This is a genomic window from Sphingobium sp. RAC03 (assembly GCF_001713415.1).
Classification (GTDB): domain Bacteria; phylum Pseudomonadota; class Alphaproteobacteria; order Sphingomonadales; family Sphingomonadaceae; genus Sphingobium.
The window spans coordinates 306,802-327,500 of sequence record NZ_CP016453.1 but is presented as its reverse complement, the minus strand read 5'-3'; the positions used below and the strand labels follow the sequence as shown (position 1 = coordinate 327,500).

17 protein-coding genes, 1 tRNA gene and 2 rRNA genes (1 of these 20 running past the window's edge) are annotated in these 20,699 nt (G+C 59.2%); 8 read left to right on the top strand and 12 right to left on the bottom strand.

Annotated features, from left to right (window positions below; translation table 11 throughout):
• The 3 genes from BSY17_RS01515 to BSY17_RS01505 all read left to right on the top strand — a co-directional run.
• Positions 1-874, top strand: a 23S ribosomal RNA gene (locus tag BSY17_RS01515); it begins 1,922 nt to the left of the window's first position.
• Positions 875-1,037: 163 nt separating this feature from the next.
• Positions 1,038-1,152: ribosomal RNA gene (gene rrf / locus BSY17_RS01510) — 5S ribosomal RNA — on the top strand.
• 106 nt (positions 1,153-1,258) lie between these two features.
• A tRNA-Met gene (locus BSY17_RS01505) sits at positions 1,259-1,335 on the top strand.
• On the opposite strand, the gene BSY17_RS01500 is transcribed toward BSY17_RS01505, so the two are convergent.
• The 4 genes from BSY17_RS01500 to BSY17_RS01485 all read right to left on the bottom strand — a co-directional run bounded on the left by BSY17_RS01500 (position 1,292) and on the right by BSY17_RS01485 (position 6,965).
• Positions 1,292-2,986 carry a recombinase family protein gene (locus BSY17_RS01500; protein ID WP_083217015.1) on the bottom strand — a complete coding sequence of 565 codons (1,695 nt, stop codon included), beginning with the start codon at positions 2,984-2,986 and terminating at the stop codon, positions 1,292-1,294. The genes BSY17_RS01505 and BSY17_RS01500 overlap by 44 nt on opposite strands.
• A gap of 327 nt (positions 2,987-3,313) precedes the next feature.
• A complete protein-coding gene (locus BSY17_RS01495) occupies positions 3,314-5,284 on the bottom strand; it encodes a DUF3732 domain-containing protein (protein ID WP_069064062.1) in 1,971 nt (656 codons plus the stop codon).
• On the bottom strand, positions 5,281-5,769 hold the full coding sequence (locus tag BSY17_RS01490; protein ID WP_069064061.1) for a three component ABC system middle component: 489 nt from the start codon (positions 5,767-5,769) through the stop codon (positions 5,281-5,283). The genes BSY17_RS01495 and BSY17_RS01490 overlap by 4 nt, the downstream gene beginning before the upstream one ends.
• Positions 5,766-6,965 carry an ABC-three component system protein gene (locus tag BSY17_RS01485; RefSeq protein ID WP_069064470.1) on the bottom strand — a complete coding sequence of 400 codons (1,200 nt, stop codon included), beginning with the start codon at positions 6,963-6,965 and terminating at the stop codon, positions 5,766-5,768. The genes BSY17_RS01490 and BSY17_RS01485 overlap by 4 nt, the downstream gene beginning before the upstream one ends.
• 429 nt (positions 6,966-7,394) lie before the next feature.
• Between BSY17_RS01485 and BSY17_RS01480 the strand changes: the two genes are divergently transcribed.
• Positions 7,395-7,823, top strand: coding sequence for an NUDIX hydrolase (locus BSY17_RS01480; RefSeq protein WP_069064060.1), 429 nt, complete (start codon positions 7,395-7,397; stop codon positions 7,821-7,823).
• A 131-nt stretch (positions 7,824-7,954) separates the two neighbouring features.
• Positions 7,955-8,140 carry a metal-sensing transcriptional repressor gene (locus BSY17_RS01475; protein ID WP_083216975.1) on the top strand — a complete coding sequence of 62 codons (186 nt, stop codon included), beginning with the start codon at positions 7,955-7,957 and terminating at the stop codon, positions 8,138-8,140.
• A gap of 12 nt (positions 8,141-8,152) precedes the next feature.
• Here BSY17_RS01475 and BSY17_RS20750 read toward each other — a convergent pair whose 3' ends face one another.
• Positions 8,153-8,503 carry a superoxide dismutase gene (locus tag BSY17_RS20750; protein ID WP_237236251.1) on the bottom strand — a complete coding sequence of 117 codons (351 nt, stop codon included), beginning with the start codon at positions 8,501-8,503 and terminating at the stop codon, positions 8,153-8,155.
• Positions 8,504-8,664: 161 nt separating this feature from the next.
• Between BSY17_RS20750 and BSY17_RS01465 the strand changes: the two genes are divergently transcribed.
• Positions 8,665-9,063 carry a hemerythrin domain-containing protein gene (locus BSY17_RS01465; protein ID WP_150125687.1) on the top strand — a complete coding sequence of 133 codons (399 nt, stop codon included), beginning with the start codon at positions 8,665-8,667 and terminating at the stop codon, positions 9,061-9,063.
• 729 nt (positions 9,064-9,792) lie between these two features.
• Here BSY17_RS01465 and cueR read toward each other — a convergent pair.
• The 3 genes from cueR to BSY17_RS01450 form a co-directional block, all read right to left on the bottom strand.
• Positions 9,793-10,179: a Cu(I)-responsive transcriptional regulator gene (gene cueR / locus BSY17_RS01460; protein ID WP_069064057.1), complete on the bottom strand. Its 387-nt coding sequence runs from the start codon at positions 10,177-10,179 to the stop codon at positions 9,793-9,795.
• Positions 10,176-12,542, bottom strand: coding sequence for a heavy metal translocating P-type ATPase (locus BSY17_RS01455; RefSeq protein ID WP_083216973.1), 2,367 nt, complete (start codon positions 12,540-12,542; stop codon positions 10,176-10,178). Before BSY17_RS01455 ends, cueR begins: the two co-directional genes overlap by 4 nt.
• A gap of 99 nt (positions 12,543-12,641) precedes the next feature.
• The gene (locus BSY17_RS01450; RefSeq protein WP_069064055.1) at positions 12,642-12,983 is read right to left on the bottom strand and encodes a CopD family protein; all 342 of its coding nucleotides are present in this window, start codon (positions 12,981-12,983) and stop codon (positions 12,642-12,644) included.
• Positions 12,984-13,226: 243 nt separating this feature from the next.
• On the opposite strand from BSY17_RS01450, the gene BSY17_RS01445 reads away from it, so the two are divergent.
• A complete protein-coding gene (locus BSY17_RS01445) occupies positions 13,227-15,662 on the top strand; it encodes an MHYT domain-containing protein (RefSeq protein WP_069064054.1) in 2,436 nt (811 codons plus the stop codon).
• A gap of 352 nt (positions 15,663-16,014) precedes the next feature.
• Positions 16,015-16,293, top strand: coding sequence for a hypothetical protein (locus BSY17_RS01440; RefSeq protein WP_069064468.1), 279 nt, complete (start codon positions 16,015-16,017; stop codon positions 16,291-16,293).
• Between the two features lie 398 nt (positions 16,294-16,691).
• On the opposite strand, the gene BSY17_RS01435 is transcribed toward BSY17_RS01440, so the two are convergent.
• Genes BSY17_RS01435 through BSY17_RS01420 form a run of 4 tightly spaced genes read right to left on the bottom strand, consistent with a single transcriptional unit; the run spans position 16,692 to position 20,690 of the window.
• Positions 16,692-16,988 (bottom strand): Hpt domain-containing protein, encoded by a 297-nt coding sequence (locus BSY17_RS01435; RefSeq protein WP_069064053.1) that lies wholly within the window; start codon positions 16,986-16,988, stop codon positions 16,692-16,694.
• Positions 16,985-17,347 carry a response regulator gene (locus BSY17_RS01430; protein WP_069064052.1) on the bottom strand — a complete coding sequence of 121 codons (363 nt, stop codon included), beginning with the start codon at positions 17,345-17,347 and terminating at the stop codon, positions 16,985-16,987. The genes BSY17_RS01435 and BSY17_RS01430 overlap by 4 nt, the downstream gene beginning before the upstream one ends.
• Positions 17,344-19,827, bottom strand: a complete 2,484-nt coding sequence (locus tag BSY17_RS01425; RefSeq protein WP_069064051.1) for a CHASE3 domain-containing protein — start codon at positions 19,825-19,827, stop codon at positions 17,344-17,346. The genes BSY17_RS01430 and BSY17_RS01425 overlap by 4 nt, the downstream gene beginning before the upstream one ends.
• A complete protein-coding gene (locus tag BSY17_RS01420) occupies positions 19,824-20,690 on the bottom strand; it encodes a glycoside hydrolase family 16 protein (protein WP_083216972.1) in 867 nt (288 codons plus the stop codon). The genes BSY17_RS01425 and BSY17_RS01420 overlap by 4 nt, the downstream gene beginning before the upstream one ends.
• Positions 20,691-20,699: the final 9 nt, after the last annotated feature.

Below are 20,699 nucleotides of genomic sequence, written 5' to 3'. Positions count from 1 at the left end.
AGCGAAATTGAATTCTCCGTGAAGATGCGGAGTACCCGCGGTTAGACGGAAAGACCCCGTGCACCTTTACTGCAACTTCAGAGTGGCATTAGGAAAGAGCTGTGTAGCATAGGTGGGAGGCTTTGAAGCATCGACGCCAGTTGATGTGGAGCCATAGGTGAAATACCACCCTGCTGTTTTCTGATGTCTAACCTCGTACCGTTATCCGGTACAGGGACCCTCTGTGGTGGGTAGTTTGACTGGGGCGGTCGCCTCCTAAAGAGTAACGGAGGCGCGCGATGGTGGGCTCAGGACGGTTGGAAACCGTCTGTTAGAGTGCAATGGCATAAGCCCGCCTGACTGCGAGACTGACAAGTCGAGCAGAGACGAAAGTCGGTCATAGTGATCCGGTGGTCCCTCGTGGAAGGGCCATCGCTCAACGGATAAAAGGTACGCCGGGGATAACAGGCTGATGATTCCCAAGAGCTCATATCGACGGAATCGTTTGGCACCTCGATGTCGGCTCATCACATCCTGGGGCTGGAGCAGGTCCCAAGGGTTTGGCTGTTCGCCAATTAAAGTGGTACGTGAGCTGGGTTCAGAACGTCGCGAGACAGTTTGGTCCCTATCTGCCGTGGGCGTCGAAATTTGAGAGGAGTTGACCCTAGTACGAGAGGACCGGGTTGAACATACCTCTGGTGTACCAGTCGTTCCGCCAGGAGCGCAGCTGGGTAGCTATGTATGGACGGGATAACCGCTGAAAGCATCTAAGCGGGAAGCCTCCCTCGAGATAAGATTTCATCGAGCCGTCGTAGACCACGACGTTGATAGGCTGGATGTGGAAGTGGAGTAATCCATGAAGCTAACCAGTCCTAATTGCTCTGTTCGCGCTTAAACGGTTCATTCGTGAATCGCAGAGTCCCACCATCAATGACAGCACTGGCAACAGGTAGCTTGAATGAGATGGCGTGGTTCTTAAGCCAGCCAGAAATCACGACACACACAAAACACCGTGCACGGTATCGATTATAAACCCTGATTTTGCGCCAGCTTCATTGCTTGGTGACCATAGCGTCTGTGACCCACCCGATCCCATCCCGAACTCGGCCGTGAAACCAGTCTGCGCCGATGGTACTATTGCTCAAGCACTGGAAGAGTAGGGCGTCGCCAGGCATTGAAGCTCGCGCAAAATCAGCAAAAACCCATTCACATTGTCAAAAAAGGCGGCCCCAAAGCCGCCTTTTTTGCGTTACCCCAAAACCAAGGGGCAACCACGTGTCGCGGGATGGAGCAGCCCGGTAGCTCGTCAGGCTCATAACCTGAAGGTCGTAGGTTCAAATCCTACTCCCGCAACCACCGAAACCGACATTCCACAAGGCCCCGGCGCCAAAGCGCCGGGGCTTTGTGCATTCTCGGCCAATCGACGCTGTTCGATCCACTCCAGGATCCTGCCAAACTCGCCATAGAGCACGGCATTGACCTCACCGCGCTTCGCGCCGGGCGTCAGGTCAATGCGCTCAATCAGCGCCCGCAACGCATCGGCGGCTTCCTGGCACTCCTCCGGCTGTGATAGCGCGTGCGTCAGTCGATCGACCTTGCGCCGATAAATCTCGGAGATGTTGGGATGGATGTCGGGCACGTCAGCAGGGGTCGCAGCCAAACGAGCGCGGATCGCATCCTCCTGGGCTTCCAGCTCCAAAAGCTCATCGACAAGCGCGCGTGTGCCCTTGCCTTCTTTCGCGAGTGTCACAAGGCCTTTGATCGCCTTGAGGACTTTCTGCAGGTCCGTTCGATCGGCGACTTCCGACGCACGGCGCTGGTGGTTGATGCGGTTACTCTCCTCGACATAGGTCCGAATGGCCTCTGCCGCGACTTCCGGGGTCATCATGCGATCGCGCAGACCATCAAGGACGCGCGCTTCCAGCTTGTCGCGCGTGATGCTATGCCCGTTCGAGCAGCTTTTCGTATCAACATGGTTCGAACAGGCAAACCGCCCCTGCCCGCGAAGGGAATAAGGACCGCCGCAGCAGCCGCAGTAAACCAAGCCGGAGAGAAGGCTTTTCGGGCGATGCGTGCGATTAAGAGCTGTATGGGCGGAGCGGGTTGCCTCGATGACGTCGGCATATTGGATCGCGATATTCTCTTGCCTCGCCTTCACGGCCTGCCAGAGTTCTTCATCCACGATCCGCAGGTCAGGAACCTCGGTCACAATCCATTCGGATTTGGGATTGATGCGGGAGACCCGCTTGCCGGTTTGCGGGTTCTTCAGATAGCGCAGCCGGTTCCAGACGAGCTTGCCGATATAGAGTTCATTGTTGAGCAGGCCGGTGCCGCGCTTGGCGTGGCCGCGGATCGTGGTCGATGTCCAGAGCTTGCCCGTTGGTGCTGAAATCCCGGAGTCATTCAGGCGGCAGGCAATTGCGTGGGGGCTGAGCCCGTTGGCGAACTGTCGGAAAACCTGGCGAATGACTTCAGCTTCGGCGGCATTGATGCTGCGCTCACCGTGGACCGGTTCGCCTTCGCTGGAGAAGCGCCGCACGACGTCATAGCCAAAGCAAAGCCCGCCCCCGGATTTGCCCTTCTCGACGCGGCCGCGCAGACCGCGATGGGTCTTCTTTGCAAGATCCTTGAGGAACAGCGCGTTCATAGTGCCCTTGAGGCCGACATGCAGTTCAGAAACTTCACCCTCGGCCAGGGTGACGATCTTCACGCCGGCGAACTGGAGATTCTTGTAAAGCGTGGCGACGTCGGCCTGGTCGCGCGACACCCGATCCAACGCCTCGGCAAGCAGGATGTCGAAGCGCCCCATCTGCGCATCCTGCAAAAGTGACTGGATTCCGGAACGGAGAATGACGCTCGCGCCGGAGATCGCTGCATCCTTATAATTAGCGACAATCCGCCAGCCTTCGCGCGCTGCCTGTTCACGGCATATCAAAAACTGGTCGTCGATGGATGCAGGGCTCTGCTTGTCGTCGGAATAGCGGGCATACAGAGCTACACGGGGCATTCGGAGTCTCCAGAATTGAGCTTTGTGATCAGTCTACAGATTTGACCATTCTTGCCAATCTTGGGCCACGATCAAAATTGGAGCGCGCTTCTATACTGCCCTGCGGTCGGCCAACGTCGATGGGCGGGACTTGGAGATCGTCATCCATCAACCGTCGCGGCGTGCTACCGTTGGCTTTAGTCGGCTCTCTGTGAGCAATTATTTGCGACACGGGCGCAATCCGCCTTCTGTTGATTCGGCGGTCCGAGCAGATTCTCGGCTAGCTTGTTCCGACCTTGAGCAATGTCGTGGCGCAGGCCCAACGCCACGAGGCTTCGTTTCACCGATCTATGACGGCTCGACCGATGCGCTTTCGTCGCTCTCGTCCGGCCAGTCGTCCGGAACGAGCGCCGGCGGCTTGGTCCAGGGTTGCTCGACCAGGGCGGACTGGAACCAGTCGTCGCGAAGATTGGCGTGTTCCGTCACGATGATTTGGAATCCCCTGGCGTCCTCCTCGCCAAAGCGCCGGAGCACCTCGAACAGGCGGCGGACGGCTTCAAGATCCGCATCCGTTTCTGTCTTCTCGATCGATCCGCCGGCTGCGGCATAGACGGTCTCGGACGGAAAATAGACCTGGGTCGGCTGATCGATTAGCAGGAAGCGCGGCAAGGGCTGATCGTTGTTGGCGGCGAACCGGTGAAGCGCCAACAGGGCCGCCAAGTGGTAAGCAAGATGGTTCTCGCCCCCGCCCGTCCTAGGCATGTAGATCGGTCGGCTCGGTCGGTCGATCACAACGGTCAGGTTGTGCATGTCGAGGCGCGCCGGATACTGGCCGAACTCGCCGCCCAGATCGGTGATGTAGCGCGACATGTGCATAGAGATGTTGTTCAGCGTCGAGGCCAGCCTTTCGCCGGAATCATCGGCCCCGATCTTCCGTTCTAGATCGTCGGCCTTCGCCTTCAGCCGTTTCTCCTCGGCCTCAAGACGCGCCATCTCGGCGTCGGGAATGAGATTCTCCAGGAAGAGGCTGACTCGGCCCACGACCCGGGACGCGGCGTTGTTGCGATTACCCATCTGCGCGATGACCTCGTTTGAGGCGATCGCCGCCGACAGCTCGACCTCTTTGGTTCGGATCTGATCCCCAACCGCCTGAAGCGCTGTGCGCTGATCCACGAGATAGGCGTCCAGGGCAGGTCGCTCGCCCCGAACGGCGGTCATTTCCTGGTCTAGCGACTCGAGCTCCGCGAGAAGCATGCTCGCGATAGGGCTGGATAGCGCCAGATTAGCTTCGGCGAAGGGCCACTGCCACTCGCCCGTTTCCTTGCTTTTCGGCAGGGCCTTGATCGAGGCCAGACGGTCGCGCTGCTCCCCGGCCTCGCTCTCGAAGCCCGCCGACCTCTTGGCGAACTGGACCGTAGCGTCGATCCGTCGCTGAATCTCGCGACGCTGCTCGCGAAGACCGAAGAGGTTTGTCTCAATGGTGGCGACCCTTTGGCCGTCGTCTTCGGGCACGGGTGTCGGCGTCCACGACAGGGCGCCGCGAAGGAGGCTGACGACAGGCTCGCCGGCGCCGCGGTCGGTGGCGAATATGCCGACGCTGCGCGCTTCCGAAATCAATCCGAGAGCGCGTTCCTCGGCGGTTTCGACCGCGCCCCTGGCCTGATCGAGCAGCTTGCCGTTTAGCCGGCGATCGCGCTGGACCGTGCGCAGCTGGGCCTCCAGCTCGTAGCGATTTCTCGAGGAGACCCCCAGGAGAATGGGCAGGGTGTCTTTGATCGCCTGCGGTTGGAACGGCTCGTTCTGCCGGTAGAAGAGTTGGTCCTTGTTGGCGACGATCGTCTGCTTCTGGAACAGATAGTAATAGGTATGCTTGATATTGGCGTCATAGCTCTCGCGGCTGTTCTCCAGCGGCACCGCCGTGGTGTTCTCAGGGATGCCGATCATGCGCGATAGAAGCGTCTCGACCCCGCTGTCGTCGTCATTGACCAGAAGATCAGCGTAGTCCGGAGCGGCGATATCGGCACCGCGCCGGATCATAGCGGTGCTGCAGCTGCTTCGGCCCGGGCCCGGTGACGGCTTGGCCACCAGCACCTGCTCTCCGGCGAACTGATAGATGACGGCGAACCAGCTTACTCGGTCGCGTATGACTCCTTCGGGAATGTTGAAGGTCGAGCGCCCCATGCAATATTCGATGATTTCAGACAGCGCCGATTTACCGGTCGAGGACCTTCCTGTGATGACGTTGAGGCCGTTCAGGTGAAACTGCACATCCCGCCTGCGACCGTCATAGCTGTAGAGGTGGATCGACTTGATCTTCATGGTCGGACCCCCAAGGTCGTGTAAATTGTGACGCGATCGCCAATCTGGGCGAATTCGCGACCGAGGAATTTCGCCACCCGCTGACAGGAGATCGACTCCGGAGTGCCATCTATTCCCTTGCGGACGCCCTCGCGGACCGTCCGCAGGCGACCGTCGGGCGTGACGACGAGGGCGCCGAGCTGCATCAGCACCCCAAGGGCCTCAAACGCGAACGGGAGGAGATCCGTCGTTCGTTTCGGCAGATCGACGAGCATCTGCGGATTGGCCGCAACGATCTTCAGAAAATAGCTTCGATTCGCCTTGGCAAGGGTTTCGCGCGCGTCCCGCTGCAGGCATAGCGGCAGGACGAGCAGCGTTAGCGAGAACGGCATGCCACGCACATCCTCGTCCTCATAGGCCGCGAGCGCGCGGAACAGGACAAGGCCGCAGAAGGCCGGATTGAACAGGTTCCTGATTTCTACGGGACGAAGATCCCACCGCTTCATGCGGCCACCCCGAGCAGTTCGCCGAGGCGCTTCATGAAGGCGGGATTCCAGTGCACCCGTGGCATGGGACGGGCGTTGGCGAGAATCTGAAAGGCGCCGCGAACGACATAAGCCTCCGTCACACGCTCCCTGATCCTCAGTTCCCCCGTTTCCGTTTCGGCCCATTTGTAGAGTTGGCGGCCGGCCGCCCGGAAAGCGTCGTCCCCGCTGGCATCATGAAGAGTCTCGAAGATGATATCCCGGAAGCGGCCCCACTCCTCGACCAACCGATCCTCATATTCTTCCATCTCCCCCGAGATCAGCAGATTCTCCCGCGCCCAGCTCGACCGCTGCTCGAAGGCGCGGTAATAGTCGATGATAGCGCTCTGGATGCGGGCGGGGGATACGTCGAGGTCCCGGAGTTGCTCAACAAATAGGCGGGTGTCGTTGGCGACGTCGATCCGCCCGTCTGGCATCCGGCCGCGGAAGGTGATGGGCAGACTGTCGGACCGGTACTCTTCGGCAATCGAAGAGAGCTTGTCCGACACCTCATGGCCGTAGACCGGGCCTATTCGCTCAGCGGTGAGTACCTTGATCATCAAGTCCATCCACCAGCCTTCCAGCCGCTGGAAGAGCGGACCCCGGACGTCCCGGCGGACGGTCCTTAGATGCTGGTCGAGCACGATCTGCGAGATCGTGTCGATACGCGGGCTTCCGTCCAGAATGAGGATCCGGCCATAGAAGTCGACGAGTTCGTCCTCCATCAGCTCGGCCAGATCCGCCTTGGTCTTTCCGATCGTCGCAGAGGTGCTGCGATCTAGCAGCATTGCGGCCATTGCTGCTCGATCTGCCGGATCGCTATCTACCTCCGCAAACAGCCTCAGCTCCGATCCCGGCGCGATGACCGCCGTGGTGAACAAGACGAAGTCGGCGTTAGAGCTGATCCTGCCGTTGTCGACATAATAGGCCAGCCATACCCTCACGGATTTCCAGAAGTCGACGTCCAAATCTGTCAGCCTGTCGCCCTCGGCCTTGTGCTTCAGCGACGCCAGGGTCTTTCGTCCGCTCGCCGTGTCAAACTCGAGATCGTCGCTTTTCTCGATGAGAAGCGAGGTGCTTTCGGGCAGCGACAAAAGCCTCAGCAGCGCTAGCCTGGGCTGATAGATGAAGCCGAGTCCTGACTCCGCAGCGGAAAATATCGAGCGAGGTTCAGGCATTGTGTACGGCATCCCCTACCGCATGATGTGCTACGGTCATCCACTGAATCCCCTCATCGTCGCCTGATCATGGATGCAACTTCAGTTCGAAACAATAACTGAATAGCTACTGACGATCTTCCAGCGTTGGCACCGGCCAACATCAGGATGTCTGTTGCCACTGGAAGCTGTCGTTCCGCACCGCTGCCGGAATTTCGAGTAAGTTCCACAACTCCGCGTTCGCTTCCGGTAGCAGTCGACCCTTTCTGGTCACTCCGCGCCTGATTTTTGATCCCCAGCAGCTGACGTTCCGCTTTTTCGGCAGCTGTTGCCCCCGTTTCGGTCGTTCTTCAACCAAGCGCTCTGACCTAATTACGGACACTGCGTAAGGGATGGCATCTCGTTGGAATATGTGTAGCGGATGCACGCGGCTTAACTACATTCTCCCACATGAAGAAGATTCAGTCGGCAGCCATTCCTTTTCGTCTAGATGACGCCAATCGGCTTTTCCTGTTGCTCATCACCTCTCGAAGGAAGGGACGCTGGGTGCTACCAAAGGGAACGGTCAGCGGAATGTTACCTCACGTTTCGGCGGCGCGGGAGGCATTCGAGGAGGCCGGCGTAATAGGCTTGATCGCCAAAACACCGTTCGAGACATATCATCTGCGAAAGAACGTCGGATGTGGGGTAGCGATGGAGATCCCGGTTTATACATTCCCCATGCGTGTGACGGTGGAGCTCCAAACCTGGCCAGAAATGGATTTCCGGCAGCGGCAATGGATTTTAGCGGGACAAATTACCGAAATGGTGGAAAGCGCAGAACTACGCTCCCTCCTCCAACGTTTTGCTCAATCAGATCATTCGCGCCTTAAAGCGTGAATGAACTGGGCACATCCTACCCACTACCTTCTGGTGTCGACCCAAATCAGCCTCTCAGCGATCCAACTTCGCTCCCCAGCAACAGACCGTCAGCTGTCTCGGCGGGTGCCCATCTGCGCAGCATCGTCGGGATGATCGAAAGCGGACGCCCCTGCGCAGACATCGCCCAGCAACTCCAGGCGGTCGAAAAGGCGATCGTCAGCGCCAAGAAGGCATCGATCCACGATCATTTCGACTATTGCCTCAGCCGCACCCAGGCGACGGAAGGCATGGGTTCGGCCGTCGAAGAATTTTGCACGATCTCGAAATATCTATAGGCGCTGCCGACCTCAGGTGGCGCCGACCGCCTGCGCATAGCGCCGGTCGGCCGCTTCCCAGTCGAGATTGCGGAAGCAGGCGTCGATATATTTGGCGGCCTGCGTACCATAATCCATGTGAAAACTATGCTCGTAAATGTCGAGGGCGAGGATCGGGACGCCAGCGGCCGCACCATGCATATGATCCCAGGCCCAATGATTGTGCAGCGAGCGGGTATGGAGATTATAGGCGAGGATCACCCAGCCTGAGCCACCGGCCAGCGACAGGCCCGTCCGCCGGAAATCCTTCTCCCATGTCTCGAACGATCCCCAGGCTTTGGTGAGAGCCGCGCGAAGGGATCGGTTGGAGACCTGGACTGACAGCCGGTATGAGTCTGGATTGGATTGAATCGGTTCCCCAAGTCCAGCACCAACCTCCGTCCAAGTGATAGGTTTTTGAAACTGGGTCTAAATTCTTGACCGTTTAACCCGTTCTTAAGTTCGGCTTTGCGACAAAATGCGTTCGCCAACCGGGGGAGCCAAGGATGACAGAGTATTTAGACGTGCAACATCGTGAAATGCTCGATTTGGCGCGAGCCATTCTGGAGGTCGTTGAGGACTTCCCAGCGCGCAGCTCTGACAAACTAAACCGCGCACGCCTGGCGTTGTCACGTACCGTGACTGCGCATTGCAAAGCGGAAGCGGCGCTGCTGGAACAGTGCAGCGAACAGATAAAGCCAGAAATCATGCGACGCTATCACGACGAGCTGCTGGCCTGGCGCCATGACCTGATCGCCTGCAATACAGATTGGCCGCCGGAACGCGTATGGAATGAACCAGCAGCTTTCAAAGCAGCTTTCCGGAAGATTGTTGACGCTCTCCAGGCGCGTATCTTATGGGAACGCAGCGCGATATATCCAATTGTCCTTCATAAGGCTGCATGATAGTCAGCACTATCAACCGTTTTGTCGCAGCGACGGGCTAGCATGGGCGCGTGCGTGGGCTGGATATGACTTTCGCGGATTTGATGCCGAAAGGGGACGGCGACAACGCGCATTGATAAGCCGCGTCGTCGTCACCTGTATCTCTTTATCAAGCGCATTCACTTCATTCATCGCTGATAGACGAGACCGGTTCGAGACCTTCCTGGGGTAGCAGCGGGGCGAATGGCTGCTGCGATCGCTATCAAATTATTCACATCGTCGGAGCATAGGGGGGTAAGAAATGCCACTCCATATTTAGGACCACGGACCCACGCGGTCCGAGCGGCGATGGAGAGCGTCTTGCATTCGATCCGTATGATCGTACCAACAGCGGGCGGGTTGGCACCATGGGCCAGCGCACCTGTGCAAGACAGGTCCAACAGATGTATCCGTTCAACAGCATGCTGATAACGAACCAGCGCAGGCTCGAAAAGTTTAATACGTTTCGCGATTCGGACGGATACTGGCTTTGTCACTGCTGGCCCTCCCCACCCGAAACGAAGCGCTACCGCAACCGATCCATATATTTCGTCCTTAGCGAACAGTTAAGGATCACTCCGGCCCGGAAATTTCAATTCTATTGCCATCAAGGCCGCGATTAAACGACCGGTGCAACACCAGCGTTTGCACCGCAGCCATCTCGAAATATCAGCCAATCACCGCAAGATGGCCCTCTCCGGAGTGATACGCTCAGTCGGCAAGCTGCTCGATAATCGGGCAGTCAGGCCGCTCGTCCCCATGGCACTTCGCTGCAAGGTCCAGCAACGTCGCGCGCATTTGCTCGAGTGCCTTGGCCTTGCGGCCCAGTTCCGCAGCGCGCGCGGCGGCGACCGCCTTCACGTCTGCGCTTGATCGCGACTTGTCTAGCCATAGGCCTAGCAGCGCTCGGATCTCCTCGATAGGGAAGCCGAGGTCGCGGGCGTGGGCGACGAACCGCAGCCTCGCGACATCTGCGTCCGAATAGTCGCGATAGCCGCTGTCCCGGCGCGGGGGCGCGGGTATCAGCGCGATCTTCTCGTAGTGGCGGATCATTCGCTGCGAGACGCCACTCGCATTTGAAACTTGGCCGATGTTCACAACCGCACCCTATTAAGCCTCAATGCATTCGTCACCACAGCAAATGACGAGAGCGCCATCGCAGCGCCTGCCAGCATGGGCGAGAGCAGAATGCCAGCCACCGGGTACAGCACCCCGGCCGCGACTGGCACACCGACCCCATTGAAGACGAACGAGAACCACAGGTTATGGCGAATGTTCCGCATCGTGGCCTTTGCCAGCCGGCGCGCTCGGACCATGGCCGCTAGATCGCCGTTCGTCAGTGTCATGCCCGCGCTCTCGATAGCAACGTCCGTGCCCGTGCCCATGGCTACACCCACGTCTGCCGCAGCAAGCGCCGGTGCGTCGTTGATGCCGTCTCCGGCCATGGCCACCACGGCGCCCTTCGCCTTGAGCTCGCCTATGATTCTTGCCTTGTCTTCCGGCTTTAGGTCGGCATGCACCTCGTCGATACCGCCAATCATCATGGCCACCGCCTCCGCGGTGCCGCGGCCATCTCCCGTCAACATCACGATGCGCAGCCCTTCGGCATGAAGATCGCTAATCGCTCCGCGCGCAGACGCCTTCACGGGATCAGTGACCACGAGCATGCCGGCCAGATGTCCGTCCACCGCGATGAGCATGACGCCAGCCCCTTCGGATCGCCGCACCTTGGCCGCCTCCTCGATAACCTCTGGTGCAGCGCCAACCGCCCGCATCATCGCAGCGTTGCCGATGGCGACCGACCGACCGGCTACCTTGGCCACCACACCAGCGCCAGTCTTCGAGTTGAACGCCTCCGCTGTCGGCACTTCAATCCGGCGTTCCTCCGCCGCGACCACGATCGCATGTGCGAGCGGATGCTCGGAGCGCTGCTCCACCGCTGCCGCGAGGGCCAGCAGTTCGTCTTCGTCGAAGCCGCCGACCGTCTCGATAGCGATCAGCTTTGGCTTGCCCTCGGTCAGCGTGCCGGTCTTGTCGATCACCAGCGTGTCGACCTTCTCAAGCGCCTGCAGCGCTTCGGCGTTCTTCACCAGAACTCCCGCGTGGGCCCCCCGGCCGGTGCCGACCATGATCGACATCGGGGTCGCAAGCCCCAGGGCGCACGGGCAGGCGATGATGAGCACAGCGATGGCGTTCAGGAGCGCGTGACCGAAGCGCGGTTCGGGGCCGACCAGGTTCCAGATCACGAAGGTCGCGACTGCGATCGCCACCACCAGTGGCACGAACCAGCCGGATATCTGATCGGCGACCGCCTGAATGGGCGCGCGGCTGCGCTGCGCCTCGGCGACCATCTTCACGATCCGCGCGAGCATCGTATCGGAACCGACCGCCTGAGCCTCCATCACCAGGCTGCCTGTGGAGTTGACAGTTCCGCCCGTAAGCTTTGATCCGGGTGTCTTGGCCACTGGCGCGGGCTCGCCTGTGAGCATGGACTCATCGACCGAAGAACGCCCATCGACTACCACACCGTCCACTGGAACGGCTTCGCCCGGGCGCACCCGGATGCGGTCACCCTGCATGACCTCCGAAAGTTGAAGCTCCTCCTCCGAGCCATCAGCGGCGATGCGGCGAGCCGTCTTCGGAGCCAGGTTCATGAGTGCACGGATCGCGCGGCCGGTCGCGGCACGAGCACGAAGCTCGAGGACCTGGCCAAGCAGCACCAACGTGACTACCACGCCTGCGGCCTCGTAGTAGACTGGCACCATCCCATGCATTCGGAACGCTGGTGGGAAAAGCCGCGGTGCGACCGTGGCGACGAGGCTGTAGAGGAACGCCGCGCCGACTCCGATCGCGACCAGCGTGAACATGTTGAGGTTGCGCGTGCGGATCGAGGCCCACCCACGTTCGAAGAATGGCCAGCCGGCCCAAAGCACGATCGGCACGGTGAGCGCGAACTGTACCCAGTGGTTCCACTCGCCAGGCACGAAATGGAAGCCGAGCAATTCGGAAACCATCGAGACGAGCAGCAGCGGGATCGTAAGAATGCCTGCCACCCACGTCCTGCGGGTGAAGTCCACGAGTTCAGGGTTCGGCGCGTCGTCGAGCGACGGCTCCTCGGGCTCGAGTGCCATACCGCAGATCGGGCAGGTTCCTGGGCCCTCCTGCCGGACCTCAGGGTGCATCGGACACGTCCAGATCGCGCCTGGCGTCGCTTCAGGTTCGGGCCGAGGCGCATCGTTCAGATAAGCCTCTGGATTGGCCACGAACTTCGTGCGGCAGCCTGCACTGCAGAAGTGATATTCCTGATACTCGTGGTGAGCATGGTGCGGCGTGGCCGACGGGTCCACACTCATACCGCAAACAGGATCCTTCACCTGACCGACCGCTTGATCGTGGGCCTTTTTGCCGCCTCCTCCGCAGCAGCCGTGGCCTGCATGCGCCGTTGATTTCGGGTTGGTCATTGCCTTCTCCTGTTCGACGCATAGGGATGTAGTCCTTGACACCATGTCAGGGTCAAGGACTTAATTTGGTGGCGGCATGCTCGCGACCGTCTCTACCCGTCAGCTGCCGTCAGGCGGCTCAAGCGTGCCAAGCCACCCGACCAATCCGAGTATGACCACTCCTGCTGCCGCCTCGGCCCAAAGGCTTCTTCGAAGCCTAGCGACAGCCATTTTATTAGAACCGCTGTCGATGCCGGTCTCGAGCGCCGGGATCAGGCGAAACCGGTCCGACGCCGCCATTGCGAGCATAGCGGCAAACAGGGCGTGCTTCATGAACAGCAGCTGGCCATACTGACGGGCCATTATCCCGAAGGATATCGCCGATCGCATTTTCGATCCATTCTTCACGACCAACAAGATTTCAGAAATGCTGGAAAGATCGGCCGGCGAGCTAGTCGCCATCTGGACTGGTTCAGTTGTTTTGCTGAGCTCCTATGGTTTCACGCGCGGCCGTATGCCGGTTGCCGCTACCGCGATCTTGCGAGACGACGCTGACCCTCGAGCCGGAAGATGATCCACGCTGACAGGGTGGCGATGTCACGATAAATTCAAGATGTTCTTGATCTTTGCTGAGGTTGTTTCCTTATGATGCCAAGGGGTTGAGGATATGTTGCACTATCGCACTGACTATGGGAGCAGTGGGTCATGATCATGACCGGCACGCACGACAGCAATCTGGTTATCCTGTCGATACTTATCGCCATGTTCGCGTCATTCTCAGGGCTCAGCCTTGCCATGCGGATGCGCGCCTCGACCGGCTGGATGCGCCGCCTGTGGCTCGGCGCTGCGGCGGTTGCGCTGGGGGGCGGCATCTGGTCGATGCATTTCGTCGCCATGTTGGCGTACAGCATGCCGGGAATGGAGATGAGCTTCGATCTGGCTCTCACGTTGGTTTCCTTCGCCATTGCGCTCGCATTCACGGGTGCGGGCTTCGCGGTAATGGACTGGCGAACGATGGCAGCAGGGCGCGTGGCCGCCGCCGGGCTGCTAATGGGGTCGGGCGTTCTGGCGATGCACTATTTAGGCATGGCTGCGATGCGCATAGCCGCAGACCTCAGCTACGATCATGGGTGGCTTGGTATATCTATATTCATCGCGATCGGTGCCGCCACGGCGGCGATGTGGTTGACCGCTCGCGATCAGAAATTGTCCCACAGGCTTGTCGCCTCCGCAGTCATGGGGCTGGCGATCGCGGGCATGCACTATGCAGGCATGCGCGCCGCAATATTCACTTCCAAGTCATCGGTGGACATGACGACGGGCGGAGCAAGCCTTGGGCAGACCTATCTTGCGATCCTCATCAGCGCCATTACCGTGTTGATCCTTGTGATGGCCTTGAGTTCCGCAGCGGTGGAGAGGTTGTTCCAGGAATTCGTGCGCCGCGAGGCGCGCATTGCGCTAAGGTTACGGATCGCGGACGCTCTGCGCGGACGCGACACGCAAGAGGCGCTGCAGGAAGTTGCGGCGCTGATGGGCACGCATTTCAACGTGACCCGGACCGGCTATGGCCAGCTCGACCCGATCGAGGATATTTTCGAGTATGACGTATGCTGGACGGACGGCACCGTGCCGCCGCTACTCGGGCGCTATCCGGCAGAAGCGTTTGGGGCAAAAATCGTCGCCGCACTCAGCGCTGGGCAAACCGTCGTCATCGATGATCTTCTTAATGCCGAACTGAGCGATGAAGCAAAAACGCGAGAAACCGCTCAATCGGTCGATACGCGCGCAATATTGGTTGTGCCGTTTGTCCGCGACGGCCGCCTGAGCACGATCGTCTATCTCAATGATCGCTATCACCGCGCTTGGCAGCGACAGGACATCGCCTTCATGGAAGAGATTGCCGAGCGGACCCGGCTGGTAATCGAACGCGCCACTGTCGAAGAAAAGCTGCGCGAATTGAATGCTACCCTTGAGCAGCGCGTCGAGATACGCACGCGCGAGCTCCGGGAAGCGCAAGAGGCTCTGCTCCATAGTCAGAAGCTTGAGGCAGTGGGCCAGTTGGTGTCGGGCATGGCACATGATTTCAACAACGTACTGGCAGCCATTGTGGGTGCTTTCGACTTAATCCGGCGGCGTCCCGATGAACCCGAGCGGGTGCAGCGTTATGCAGAGGCGGGACTAGAGGCAGCTGAGCGCGGCGCTAAGCTAACCGCCCAGTTGCTCGCCTTCGCGCGTGCTCAGCGCATCCAGCTCACCCCACTCATCATCTGCGACATTATCAGGCCGTTACATAACCTGCTGGCTCGCACGTTGGGCCCGATGATCAGACTCGATTTCGCACTCAATCCTCATCCAGTTCCGGTCCTCGCAGATGCTACACAGGTCGAGATGATGGTGCTCAATTTGGCGATCAACGCGCGCGACGCGATGCCAGATGGCGGCACCCTCACGGTCTCGACCACAGTACGTAATATCTTGGGACATCCGGAGGTCGATGATGGCGAATATGTCGAGATAGCGGTTGGCGACACTGGCGCGGGAATGGACGAGACCACACTTCGCCGGGCCATGGAACCGTTCTTCACCACCAAGCCGATCGGCAAGGGAACAGGGTTGGGGCTGGCCCAAATATATGGCAGCGCCCGGCAAGCAGGCGGAACGGTTCACATCGATAGCACCCTTGGGCAGGGCACGACGGTGCGCGTGCTCATGCCTTGCACCGATGAAGAGCCAAACGACCCAGTTCAAGCAGTCACACCCGTCGATATCGCGGGAACGGGCTCCATTAAAATATTGTTGGTCGACGACGACCAGGATGTGAGAAGCATGATCGCGAGCGCGCTCGAATGCCAGGGGCACTGCGTGACGCAAGCCGAAAATGGCGATGCGGCATTGGTCGCATTGGAAGAAAATGTCCCAGACATCGCGATCATTGACTTTGCGATGCCTGGAATGAACGGCGCTGAATTGGCAAAGTGCATCGAGGCGCGCTGGCCAGCCTTACCTATCCTTTTCGCGAGCGGGTTTGCAGATACAGACGCTGTCGAACAAGCTGTTGGAAACCGGGCGAAAATTCTTCGTAAACCGTTTCGAGTAGATGAGCTTTTAGTGGCTATTCATCGGTTAGGTGCGTTCGCCTAGTGGATTGATTCCAACGTTTGGTGCCCACGCCTGAAGCGAAGATTGCTACAAAAACCGACAGGATAACCAGATTCAAGTCGTGCGTGCCGATCATGATCCATAGGTCCCATAGCGCGGGCTATAGCGCAACATATCTCGATCTCTTGGATGACCTAACCGATTGGCTCGAATGACGGAGTGTTGAATGCAGTACCTTGAGACAGACATGGCCGCGACGCTTGGCCTTGCATTGCTAGCACCGGAGAAAAATTACATCGCTATCAGCCGGTACATCCTCTAGCAAAAAACTTTCGCAACCGGAACAGATTCGGTCCAACCCCGTTCCACCTTTACCAAGGTGCAGGAGGATAGGATGGTCGATAACCGATTTGATGACCGCGTGATCGTGGAGAAGAAAGGGCCCGGCCGAACGCTTGTCATAGTGTTGGTGGCGGTTGTGGCGCTTGTCGGCGTTCTCTTCGCAACAGGATTCTGGTCTGCAGACGTGAAGGAAGGCGACCTTCCTGAAGTCAGCGTCAAGGGCGGCGAATTGCCAAAGGTCGACGTTGACTCAAAGGCTGTGGTCGTTGGAACGAAGAAGGAAGAGATTGACGTGCCAACGGTCGGCGTAAAGGACAATGGCGAAGAATAAAGCTTCGAGGGCCGACTTCCGTCTAGCGCAATCTAAGGTGCGATGGAACCAGTTGGTGGGAAGCAGGTTAATATAGCGGATGAGTATATTGGCCCCCAGCTATCATCCGTGACCCATGACCCTGTCAGTAATGACAGGGTCTTTTTTCGTCATATTGCATCTGATGGCGCATGCGAACTTATCATCCCAAATTCATTCTTCGGTCGCGATTGAAACCGCGCGAGGATGAGCAATGGACGTACATTGGATAATCTTTTATCGGCGCCTTTCCAACGCGGGCATGTTAAGCGATAAACTTCCATACCCAAGGCGCGGCCGGTTCGCTTCTTCTACCCGACCCCTACGCCCCCAGATCACCTTTTTGCAGCGTTATTTCAACTCAAGCGCAGCTACCAAGACTATGCCTTGGGACTTTGAGCTTCCAAGGCGCTTTCCAAGGCATCAGAAAAGCGCTCTGCCAATGCCCGCCGTGATGCGCCATCTTCGTTCCCATGTCGGAAATCTTGATCGAGAGCGAACGCCGCGTCGCCGAGCGCGCTTAAACCTACCGTGCCAGCCATGCCTGCAATGCGATGGGCAATTTTCTGAAGTGCTTCGGAGGGCAGGAATGGGTTTTTGATATCTGCCAAGTCCGCCTGGCATCTAGCCAGAAAGCGGACGCGAAGCTGCTCCAGCCGTGCATCGACATCGCTCATAAAAATTGCCGTGCCTCTGCCGCGAGCGTCATGGGATCGAAGGGCTTGGCCAGCACGCCAACGGCACCTAAGGCCAGCAAATACTCGATATCCTTCTCCGAACTGCGAGCGGTGATAAAGACGATCGGAATAGTTGCGGTCGCTCCCTGTTCACGCAACGCATGGAGAGTGGCCGGGCCGTCCATTACCGGCATCATGAAGTCCAGCAGGATGAGCGCCGGCTGCCAATCGTGGGCGATGGCAAGAGCTTCCAGGCCCGACGAGGACAATTTAACGTCAAACTCAGGATCAAGACCGAGCGCAATCTCGGCTATTTCGCGAATATCCGGTTCGTCATCGACGTAGAGGATGCGAATCATGTGCCCATTCCTGGTCCGGCCTGTTGCCATAGATGCTGCACCGTCGCAGTCAGGCGCTCAATAGGCGTGCGCGACTTTGTAAGATAGGCCTCGACCGTTGCAGCAACGTCCGGGTCGGCGTCCTGCGCCGAAAAAATGATCACGGGAACTGACAACGCGCCGGGACGGCGCAGATCAGGCAGAAGGTCTAATCCAGAGCCGTCGGCCAAGCCCAGGTCGAGTATGGCCAAGTCAAAACTGCCGACAGTGAGCGCTGCTCTGGCAGTGCCGATGCTGTCCACCGAGACGAGCTCCGCCTGCCCTTCGAGCGCCGCAGCCACGAGACGCAAAACATCAGGATCGTCATCGACATGCAGTATATGGGGAAGCTCAGTCCGACGCTCGCCCGCCAGCAAATGGCCAACGGCCGTCACCAGCCGGTCTAGCGGCAAGGGCTTTTGCAGCCAGTCGACGATACGTAGAGCTTCTGCTTCTATCCCGCCATGCCGATTATCCGCCGAGATCATGAGGATAGGAACGGTCTCCAAGCCATCAATCTGCCGCAAACTGCGGACGAGAGCGATGCCGCCGCCACTTGGCAGATTGGAATCAACCAAGATAACCCGATATCGTCGTTCCTGCGCCGCCTTCATTGCCTGTGCCGTGCTATTGACGACATCACATGCCAAGCCGGTATCTGCCAGCGCGTCGGCCATTTGCCCCGCCAACTGTATATTGCGTTCGCAGATAAGGAGTCGGTCCACCGACCCCTCTGCCTCGTCGGGCTGTGCTGCTGGCAGATCAACATGGAATTGCGTTCCCTCGCCCGGCTCGGAATCGAAACTCACAGCGCCTCCAAGCCGGGTGACGATTTCCCTCACGATGCTCAACCCTAACCCGGTGCCGCTCTTTTCGCGGGAATCGGAGGAGTCAGCCTGTGCAAAACGGCTAAAGATGCGTGACCGAAATGCAGCGTCAATACCACGCCCCTTATCACAGATGCTGATCCTGTGTCGGCCATGTTCGGATCGGATCACGATTTCCACCGCTTCGCCGACAGGTGAGAATTTTACGGCATTGGAGATGAGATTGGCGAACACCTGCATCAGGCGGTCAGGATCGGCCCAGACGAAGGCCGCCTCGGGCAAGCTCTGCATGTGGAGCATAACGCCATATTTGTCGGCATAGCCCTGGTTCGACTGAAGGGCCTCGCGCAGGATGACGGCCAGATCGACATAGCGATTTGCGAAGGTCATGCGGCCAGAATCGATTTTTTCAATGTCCAATATATCGTTGATCAGGCGCACGAGACGTTCGGCATTGTCTCGCGCGATCATGATCAGGCGCTGCGCTTTCTCCGGCAGCGTCCCGCCCGCCCCGCCGATCAGCAAGCCCAATGATCCCGAGATGGAGGTGAGGGGCGTGCGCAGTTCATGGCTGACGCTGGCGACGAACTCTGCTTTCATTCGCTCGGCACGCCTGTGTTCGGATATGTCCCGGGCCACCGCGACATAATGTATGCCGTCCCGCAGCGATACCGCCGTTACCGCCACGTCGGTGGGAAACACCGTGCCGTCGCTGCGCCTGCCGATAATTTCCTGCATATGACCCGCTTCACCCTCTACCAGACGCATGCTCCGTAGATAGGCCGCAACCTGACCGTTCGGCGGTGGGTCGGCAAAGAGCATGCCGATATCGCGTCGAAGCATGTCCTGGAAAGAGTAGCCGTAGATGCGGGTAGCGGCGCGGTTGGTGGCCTCGATGCTGCCGCTGGGATTGAGGATGAAAATAGCGTCCATGGCGCCGTCAAGGATCGCCTGCCGTCGGCGGGAAATGTCGTCCAGCCTCTCAAACGCCCGCTTTCTTGCACGCAGCGTATGCAGAATGACCAACCCGGCGAGAAATAACAGCAGGGTGAGGGTACCAAGCAGCAAAAAGCTGTTGATCTGAAGCCTGTCCTGCGCCAGTCGCGATTGTGCCGCGACGCGGGCCAATCGTTGCTCCTCCGCCGTGCGCTGTCGGCCTATCTCGGCGCGGATCTGATCCATCACCATCTTACCTTCGCCAGCGCTCACGGCAGACTGAGCTTGGGTTACATCGCCTTTGCGGCGAAGGGCTATGGTGCGCGTCGCAAAGGCCAGCTTCTGCTTGGACAGCCGACGGAGCAGCGCCATATTCGCCCGGGCACCGGGGGGGGCAGGCAATCGTTCGAGTTCGTCAAGGCTGTCACTGATATGACGTCGTGCGTCGTCATAAGGCTCCAGGAAACTGCGCTGCCCGGACAGAAGATAGCCGCGCTGGCCGGTTTCCATGTCCTGATGTTCGGAGAGCACGGTCTGGAGAAGCGCTCGCCGCCGGTGCGACAGTTCGACCTCCTGCTGCACATTCCTGCTCTCGTTGGATTGGGCAACCAGCATGGTGGCAACGCCGACAATCAGCAGCGCAACGCCAACGACGGCAGCGATTATGGTCCATCGTCGCCAATCAGGGCGCACGATCATAGCCGATCCTCCTGGTAGATGCGAACATAGTCAATCTCCAGCCGCGCTGGCATGGCGGCGGCGTCAACGCCCTTTATCCCACCCCACTGCCCCCCGATCGCCAGGTTGAGGATGAGATACATGGGTCTGTCGAATGCAATTCCAAGGTCCATCGGACTAACGACCATTGCGGCGCGATCATCCACGCCGATCCGTATCCAGTCCCGTGTCCAGTGCAGTTGATAACGGTGGAACTGGGTGCAGGCATCTGACACCATACTTTGGGCTGTGGGATGATCGCCAGTGCGAAAATTGCGGGCGGCCGTCTGGATCGAATGATGGATTATTCCCGGTTCTGCGCCCACATGCTCGGCAATATCGATTTCACCGCCCTGCCAGCGTCCGGTTTCCTGCACCGGCAGCAGCCATAGAGCGGGCCAGGCGCCTCGAACGCAGGGCATGCGCGCCCGCACCTCGAAATAACCCTGCGTCCAGCTCTGATGACCGCGGGTTATCAGTCGCCCAGAACTATAGGCCTGTCCGCCCCAATCGGGATAATCGGAGCGGTCGAGCCGTTCCGCATGGGCCTCGACCAGCAAGCGGCCGTCTTCAATGCGAACGTTGCGCGCGCGGTGGCGGGCATAATATTGCTCCTCGCCATTATACCAGCCCTGGCGGTTGCGATGGCTATCATAGCTCCAGTTGCGGACATCGGGTGCAGCGCCCTGATCGAACTCGTCGGACCAGACAAGACGATAGCCTGCGGGCAGCGCTAGTGATGACGGCGGCGGCCCAGGCACCGCCGGCCGCCCGGCCGGTATACACCCGGTCAAGGCCAGGATTCCCGACAAAAGGCCGATCTGGATGATGCGGCCTGTGGCCATCGGAAATCG

Coding starts and splice junctions, on each gene's coding strand:
- BSY17_RS01500 (WP_083217015.1), bottom strand. CDS start 2,986: ATGCCCCGTGTAGCTCTGTATGCCCGCTATTCCGACGACAAGCAGAGC.
- BSY17_RS01495 (WP_069064062.1), bottom strand. CDS start 5,284: ATGAAGATCAAGTCGATCCACCTCTACAGCTATGACGGTCGCAGGCGG.
- BSY17_RS01490 (WP_069064061.1), bottom strand. CDS start 5,769: ATGAAGCGGTGGGATCTTCGTCCCGTAGAAATCAGGAACCTGTTCAAT.
- BSY17_RS01485 (WP_069064470.1), bottom strand. CDS start 6,965: ATGCCTGAACCTCGCTCGATATTTTCCGCTGCGGAGTCAGGACTCGGC.
- BSY17_RS01480 (WP_069064060.1), top strand. CDS start 7,395: ATGAAGAAGATTCAGTCGGCAGCCATTCCTTTTCGTCTAGATGACGCC.
- BSY17_RS01475 (WP_083216975.1), top strand. CDS start 7,955: ATGATCGAAAGCGGACGCCCCTGCGCAGACATCGCCCAGCAACTCCAG.
- BSY17_RS01465 (WP_150125687.1), top strand. CDS start 8,665: ATGACAGAGTATTTAGACGTGCAACATCGTGAAATGCTCGATTTGGCG.
- BSY17_RS01455 (WP_083216973.1), bottom strand. CDS start 12,542: ATGACCAACCCGAAATCAACGGCGCATGCAGGCCACGGCTGCTGCGGA.
- BSY17_RS01450 (WP_069064055.1), bottom strand. CDS start 12,983: ATGGCGACTAGCTCGCCGGCCGATCTTTCCAGCATTTCTGAAATCTTG.
- BSY17_RS01445 (WP_069064054.1), top strand. CDS start 13,227: ATGATCATGACCGGCACGCACGACAGCAATCTGGTTATCCTGTCGATA.
- BSY17_RS01440 (WP_069064468.1), top strand. CDS start 16,015: ATGGTCGATAACCGATTTGATGACCGCGTGATCGTGGAGAAGAAAGGG.
- BSY17_RS01435 (WP_069064053.1), bottom strand. CDS start 16,988: ATGAGCGATGTCGATGCACGGCTGGAGCAGCTTCGCGTCCGCTTTCTG.
- BSY17_RS01430 (WP_069064052.1), bottom strand. CDS start 17,347: ATGATTCGCATCCTCTACGTCGATGACGAACCGGATATTCGCGAAATA.
- BSY17_RS01425 (WP_069064051.1), bottom strand. CDS start 19,827: ATGATCGTGCGCCCTGATTGGCGACGATGGACCATAATCGCTGCCGTC.
- BSY17_RS01420 (WP_083216972.1), bottom strand. CDS start 20,690: ATGGCCACAGGCCGCATCATCCAGATCGGCCTTTTGTCGGGAATCCTG.